Genomic DNA, 6,882 nt, shown 5'->3' with positions numbered 1-6,882 from the left:
GGCCGAGTGCGGTCAGTCCGCTCGCAAATCCGAAGCCATGCAGCAGCCCGAAGGCAAACGAGACAATCCAGGGATGGCGGATCGTAAAACTCGTCTGACCACGCCACACCCGGACGATCTCGGGACCCAGAAACAGGATCGACAGTGCAATCATCGCATTGAGCGGCAGCGCCGGAATCTCGACCTTGCCCAGTGTCGCTATGGCAAGGGTGATGGAATGGGCGACCGTGAAGGCGGTGATCGTCTTCACCAGCATCCACCGCGAGCGGACGATGAAGAGCAGACCGAAGACGAAAAGCAGGTGATCGACACCGAGAAGAATGTGCTGGAAACCGCTCACGAAGTAGACCTTCGCTGCATCTAGCGGGCTGCGCGTGGCAGCGAATTCGAGAAAGGGCTGGGATGGATGGATCATCGTCGTCTCGACGGTGCCATCCAGCAGATGAACGCGGACCAGCACATCGGTAATCGTCGCCTGCAGACCGACGAACTCGACACGCTTACCTGCGAGGCCCCCGCCGTCCGTTTCGATCACCCGCGTTTCGACAAGCGAATCTGGAAGCTCGCGTTCGGCCGGCTCTGTCACGTTGCGCACACTCTGCGGAAACCGCAGGGCGATCGGTAGCCGCATTCCTGACAGCATGGGTGTGCGCCAGACGACCTTGTAGCGGTTTGCCGCCATCGCATCGATCTGCAGATAGGCAGGCCGTATCTCGTGGGCGATGGCGGTCGAGACGAACGCGACGGCTGCCACGACGACCCCAAACAGCAAACGGCAAAGCGAGCTGGCCAAGTTCATTCGAGCGCTCATTGGGCTGACAACTCAATCTGGGCACCCGCCCCTGCCGGCACCGCGAGCTCCTGCAAATCGTCTGCAGTAACTGTCGGCAAGGTCACGACGTAACGTGAACGCATCTCTCTGAGGGCGTTGGCCTTCACCTCGGTGTAGCGCTCGTCGAACCATGCCGATTTGACGGCAGGCGTGATCTCCTCGAAAGCAGGAATCCGTCCGGGCTCGATGGAATCCACCCATATGAGATGCCAGCCGTAGCCGGACTGCACGGGTCCTTGCCAGGATCCCGGTTTCAGGGTGAAGAGAGCCTTGGCGAAGTCCGGTCCGAATTCCTTGGCCATCTGATCGGGCGTGGCGTCGCCGTAGTAGTTCCGAAACATGAACGGGTCGGCGACCGAGGCGACCTCTGGCGAATCCGCAGGTTTGCCATTAACCGTAGGGATGGCAGCTTCGGCAGCCTGGCGAGCGGCCGCGCCGTGCTTGTCAAATGAGAAGTAGAGATGACGAAAGCTCAGGTGTGGCGAAAGCGTGAAGCGGTCTGAGCGTTTGGCATACCATTCCTTGAGTTGAGCGTTGCTTGGTTCGTCCAGCGTCGCCAGGTCGGCAGCCAGGAAGTCCATTTTTTGGGCTAGCCGTCGCTTGATGATCTCATCGTCGCGATCAAGGCCAAGGGAGATGGCTTCGCGAAATAAAATCTCTTCGGTGACCTTCTGGTCCATGAGGCTTCGCATCTCATCCGGCGTCGGTGCAGGCCGGCCCTGCGCCAGCCAGGTCACCGCAAGCTGCCGGACGTCGTCCTTTGTCAGACTGACTTTCTGCTGGTCGGCGGCTTCCTCGGCTGCGGGGGTGAACAAGCGATAGCCACCAAACAGAACCATGCCGACAACGACGAAGTGCAGGAGCGGTTCGCTCAGAAGCCGCTGCCACTTCTTTTTCGGAACGTCGGACAGAACCTTCATAGGGACACCTATTGTTGTTGATCAGCAGAAGGACCTAAAGCTGCCTGAGCAGTCGTCAGTGGACTGCGTTTGAGGTAGCTGAGAATGGCAAACCGCTCGGCGGGATCGAGCACCGCCTTTGAGCGGATGATGGCGACATAGTCCGCGGTCGCGTCCCACGCTTCCCAATCGGCGAGTTCCATGGCGACGAACCCGGCCATCGGTTTGCGCGCCTTTATGAAGTATCGATAGGCCTCGATCACCCGCCGGCGCGGGATGATACCGTCGGCTCCGCCATGGACGCTCAGCGCGAGAAGAGCGGCCTGGATTTCCGGCAAGGTCCGCTGGCGATCGGAGAAAAAGGTCGTCTCCAGCCAGTCGATACGGCTTGTACCACGCAACTCAAGATCGGCCGCCAGCAAAGCCGAAAGGTTGGTGGCGTTTCGTGTCTTCATCGCCGTGTCGATTTGCTGTTCAAGTGCGACGGCTGTACCCGGACCGCCTGCGATCCCCAGCAGCAACGTGTAGGCCGAACGTCGAGGAGCCAATGTGGGATTGCTGGTCCAGGTCACGAGTTTGGCAGCATCGAGCTGTGGCTTGAGCAGCCGGGTCACGCCATAGGGTGCGCGCGACAACTCGCCATAAGCGATCTCGGCCACCAAAGGTTCAGGGCTTTCGAGTTGCTGCGCGACGACGACAATGCGTGCGCGCCATTCTGCGTCCGTCAGATACGAGGATGTGAGGGTCAGTTGCGGCCAAATTCTCTTCGGAGTCGCTACGCTTTGCTTCGTCTGCGCGAGTTGTCGTAGCCACCCGGCAAAATCGACGGGCATTGCACCCAGGCTTGTCCACTTCTCGGACACGGTGTCATGGAGGAGAAGCAAGGGCTTCTCGTTGAGTTTCGCTGCCTCTGCGTTCCCGGCAGTCAGGCCGTCGACCGACATCACCGCCTCAGCCACTGGGGCTGACAGTCCGGGCTCAACGAGGAGGTCGCCGACCGTGCCGTTCCCCTTGACGATTTCCATGACGCGAAACCGACCTTGCCCATCCACTGGAGTGGCTACTACGGCCTGATCTGCGGCGTCGAGCTTCTGGCCAGGCGTGACCACCAGCCCCGAGAAGCAGATGGCACAGGCCTGGGCACTTCCTGCAAACGCCAGGATGACACTGCCGATGCTCAGAAGCAGCCGGATGGATGTTTTAGCTACCATGGGACCCTCCATTACCCCAAGCAAACCGTCCAACCGCGGCAGACTTTCGTCAGCGCGCGATCAATGAAGCTTCCAGCTCAGAACGGTGCCTTCTGCTTGGTCAATGGATCGAGTTCCTGCGGTGTCGGCACGACTTCGTAGTTCGCGAAGCCGAACTCGTTGCTACGGGCAGCGTAATATTTGTCGCCGAGCTTGTAGACTGTTGCCTCGTATGGCGCGTTGTTGAGGGTGGTGACGATCGCCCCGTCCTTGATGGCGTAGGCGGTACCTTGTCCCGTCAGGCCTCCATGCAACACGTCCCCGATCTCGCTGGGCTTCGGGATCGAGCCGTTGACATTGCCGACAAGGCGCTGGCCCGATGTGGTCCACGCGATGTTGAAGACTTCCCCAGTGACGTTGTTGCGAACCCAGCTCGACTTGCCGACGATGAGGTCGGTGAGTGCCTTGGTATCAAGCGCCGTTGCACCTAGCTCCTTGAGGTCGGCAACGGTCATGCCCTTGTTGGCGGCCGCCCGCAATTCCGGGGTCGGCGTGTACCAGATTGGCGAACTCCATGCGCGCTCCTGAACTGTCGCCGCGACATTGTCGGGGGGCGCAATCCCCAGTTCCTTTGCCTGGATCGTGGTCCAGCGTGGTGTCGGGATTTCGAGCGTGCGCAGATAGTAGAAGGCGTCGAGGCTCGGATCGAATTCCGGATCCGTCCACGACCCCTTCAATTCTACCGAGCCGATGGTGTTGGTGTAGCTGGCCTCGGCGATGTTCACGGTGCTGCCGATCGGCGGAACGATACCGGTGAATTCATCGGGCGTGCGGTTCCCAGCCCAGGCGACGTCGTAGACCTTCTCGAAGCTCTGACCATGCTTCGACCAGCCCTTGACGATCTGGATGCGGTCGAGATTGCCTGAGGTCGGGTCCTTCACCGCCCAGACGGCGAACGACGGCGCCTTGGCTCCACCAAGCGGCGGCAGGTCGCCGCCCATCGGCACCCCGCCCGCATACGCGGCCTTCACCCAGTCTGACTTGGCAACATCGGTTGGATTGGCGCCCCCGAAGAACCGAATCTTGATATGGGGTCCACTGGTGGCAAAGGTTTCCTTGCGCTGCATGGCGTCGAAAAGGGAGGCGCGGGTGTTTTCCTCGGCCCATATCCCGGTGAGACCGGCCGGGTTTTCGAGCCTGACATCGAGGCCTGCAAAAACGTAGCCCGACATGCGTTGCTTAATCTCGCCATCGTTGCGGGCGTGGCCGCCGTAGAAATTGTCCTGGCGATAGGGCACGCCGGTATTGTGCGAGTCCGATCCGCCGACGAAACCGGTCTTGTAGGGGTTGAATCCCTTTGCTTCCGCCATCGAGAGCCCGTCCTTGAGCGCCTGGCGTATGTAGCTGCCGGAGACGGTCGGGAAGCGGCCGGCAGGATCGCCGAGCAGGTAGGTCAGAATTTCAAAGTTGGCGAACTCATCGTTGGGAGACAGGGTCGGATGGGTCTCGGAAGCGCCCTTGATTTGCTTGATTTCGCTCAGACGCTCGTTACGGTCGCGCGACGCTGCCCAGGCGGCGTCGATAGGACGGCCCTTCTCGTCAACGTCGGTCGGAAACATGTGACCGTCGGAAAGATTGGCATTATGGGAGATCGCCAATAGATCGTTACCTGCCTTGCGCTGCCCATCCATCCAGTTCCAAAGGTCCGACGGATCGCTTGAATTGATCGAACTGTAGGGTGCTTCGGGGACCTTGGCGCAGTCGCGGAAGAAGACGTTGCGGTGCATATTCCGGTTGTTCGGCGTCGAAGTCCACTCATACGAGCAGAAGGCGGTGAACTTGCCGGGCTCGTTCGCCTGATTGGCCATGTCGTTGTTCTGCTTCCAGACGGAACCGGCAACCTGCGGGGATATCAGTTCCTCGATCGGCTTCTTGTCAACGATCGTGCCTCCCAGCCAGAGGTAGATGCGCGTAATGTCCGCCGGGTCGCGCACGATCAGCTTCTGTGCGATCGGAAGCTTGCTGATTGCCGAACCAGGCGTGTTGGCCAGAGCGACGGTCCCGACATATTCGGAATGATCGGTGACGCCCATCCAGTCAAGCGGCGTGTCGATCTTTATGTCGTATCCGAGCGGATGCTTGATTGTTTCGCCCTTGGCGTACCGGTATGCGTCGGCTGGCGTGGTCTTCGTATTGCCAAAAATGTAAGCGTCAAACGACCACCCCGTGTGGACGTGCGTTTCACCAAAGTATGCTTGCCTTTCCTGTGCCGACGCCGAGGCGGGGAGGGCGAGAATGGTGGAGCTGAAGAGGATTGCTCTAATGGGTGTCGTGCGCATTGACCGTATCCCTGTGGCTCGTTGAACGTCGGCAGCGAACAGAGGCGTCGCTCTCCGGCGGGATCGTCTTCGAAAGCACAGGAAGCGCAAGTATGTTACAGTATCTTACGGCCAAACTCGCCCTGATGCGGGGCATGGGACCCAGATGCAAGAGAAATGCGTCTGCCGCCAGACCATGTTTATGGACGAGGATCAGTTTCTGCGCTAGGTTGCATTCATAAACGGTGATATAAGTTGCAATAGCGACGATCCTCAAGAGCGGGTGAGGTGCAGGCCGTGCAGAACGAGTTGCCATCGGGGGGCGAGGATGCGCCGACCCTGTCACGCCCTCCTCCAGCTCCGGATGATATTCGTCGTCAACTCGACATCATTATTGCCAGCCCCGAGTTCCCGCGTTTTGGTCGCAGTGCCGCCTTTCTGACCTACGTGACGGAAGAAACACTCGCTGGCCGCGCAGAACGCATCAAGGGCTATACGATCGCGGTCGAAGTCTTCAAGCGTAATGAAGGTTTCAAGCAGGACGATCCCGTCGTTCGCATAGAAGCTGGGCGTCTACGGCGTTTGCTGGAACGCTATTACCTTGTAGCAGGGCAGAATGATCCCATAAGGATCGACATTCCCAAGGGTGGATACGCGCCGTCCTTCGTATGGAATGACAAGGCCGACGACGTCCCTGTCGCCGATGTCACCGCACCGGTCCCTCAAATGTCGCGCTTCCGGCTGCAGCGCCTGATGCCGTTCGGTATCGGAGCTGGCCTCATGCTCGGCTTTGGTATTGTCGCTGTGGCCCTCTTCGCTCACCTGCTTCCAGGCCGGTCGAACGCGCTCCGATCCGAGGGAGGCCCGACGCTGGTCGTCGCCCCATTCGCCGATCTTGGCGACGGGCCACAAGCACAACTCTACTCGGTCGGCCTGACCGAGGAATTGCTGACCGTCCTGCCTCGCTTCAAGGAGGTGCACGTGTTCGGGCGGGAGGCGTCCAAATCGCTGTCGCCGGGCGTGCCTGCCTCGCAGGTGCGCCGGGAGTTTGGGGCGCGGTTCTTGCTCGCAGGCGGCGTGCGTGTTTCAGGCAATCGGGTGCGCGTGACAGCACGCCTGGTGGATACCGAGACCGACAGGATTCTCTGGTCCAATACCTATGACGACGACACTCACGCCCACGATCTGTTTGGCATTCAGTCCGACGTGGCGAATAGGGTCGCGACTACAGTTGCCCAGCCATATGGAATCATGGCCCAGGCGGATACCGTCAATCCTCCCCCTGACGATGTTGGGGCCTACACCTGCGCATTGGGCTTTTATGCCTATCGTGCGCAGTTGGCGGTAGATCAGCATGCAAACGTGCGGGATTGTCTCGAGCGGGCTGTCGAGCGATATCCATCTTTCTCTACCGCATGGGCGATGCTTTCACTCGTCTACCTCGACGAGGAACGATTTCGATTCAATGCAAGAACCGGCACGCCGACGCCGGTCGAACGCAGCTTAAGCACCGCCAGGCGCGCGGTCCAACTGGACGCAAGCAATACCCGTGCGCTGCAGGCCCTGATGACCGCGCTGTTTTTCAGCCGGAAGGTCGACGAGGCGTTCAAGGTCGGCGAACAGGCTTTGGAGACCAACCCGAA

The 6,882-nt window shown here is 60.0% G+C and carries 5 protein-coding genes; 1 reads left to right on the top strand and 4 read right to left on the bottom strand.

What is annotated here, in order from left to right:
- From ATY79_RS22770 to ATY79_RS22755, 4 genes are all read right to left on the bottom strand, one after another.
- A partial coding sequence (locus ATY79_RS22770; RefSeq protein ID WP_088704965.1) for a HupE/UreJ family protein occupies nt 1-811 on the bottom strand: 811 nt, incomplete at its 3' end.
- Nucleotides 808-1,752 carry a peptidylprolyl isomerase gene (locus ATY79_RS22765; RefSeq protein WP_088704963.1) on the bottom strand — a complete coding sequence of 315 codons (945 nt, stop codon included), beginning with the start codon at nt 1,750-1,752 and terminating at the stop codon, nt 808-810. The genes ATY79_RS22765 and ATY79_RS22770, both read right to left, overlap by 4 nt.
- An 8-nt stretch (nt 1,753-1,760) precedes the next feature.
- On the bottom strand, nt 1,761-2,954 hold the full coding sequence (locus ATY79_RS22760; RefSeq protein ID WP_088704962.1) for a hypothetical protein: 1,194 nt from the start codon (nt 2,952-2,954) through the stop codon (nt 1,761-1,763).
- A gap of 65 nt (nt 2,955-3,019) precedes the next feature.
- On the bottom strand, nt 3,020-5,260 hold the full coding sequence (locus ATY79_RS22755; protein ID WP_245312435.1) for a DUF3604 domain-containing protein: 2,241 nt from the start codon (nt 5,258-5,260) through the stop codon (nt 3,020-3,022).
- A 276-nt stretch (nt 5,261-5,536) separates the two neighbouring features.
- Between ATY79_RS22755 and ATY79_RS22750 the strand changes: the two genes are divergently transcribed.
- Nucleotides 5,537-6,882, top strand: a 1,346-nt coding sequence (locus tag ATY79_RS22750) for an adenylate cyclase (protein ID WP_245312434.1), incomplete at its 3' end; no start/stop codon positions are given.

This window comes from Rhizobium sp. R693 (assembly GCF_002211315.1).
GTDB lineage: Bacteria > Pseudomonadota > Alphaproteobacteria > Rhizobiales > Rhizobiaceae > Rhizobium.
This window is presented reverse-complemented; position numbering and strand designations above follow the sequence as displayed.

Bases quoted from the DNA above. Each gene is read 5' to 3' on its own strand.
- ATY79_RS22765 (WP_088704963.1), bottom strand. From the start codon at position 1,752: ATGAAGGTTCTGTCCGACGTTCCGAAAAAGAAGTGGCAGCGGCTTCTG.
- ATY79_RS22760 (WP_088704962.1), bottom strand. From the start codon at position 2,954: ATGGAGGGTCCCATGGTAGCTAAAACATCCATCCGGCTGCTTCTGAGC.
- ATY79_RS22755 (WP_245312435.1), bottom strand. From the start codon at position 5,260: ATGCGCACGACACCCATTAGAGCAATCCTCTTCAGCTCCACCATTCTC.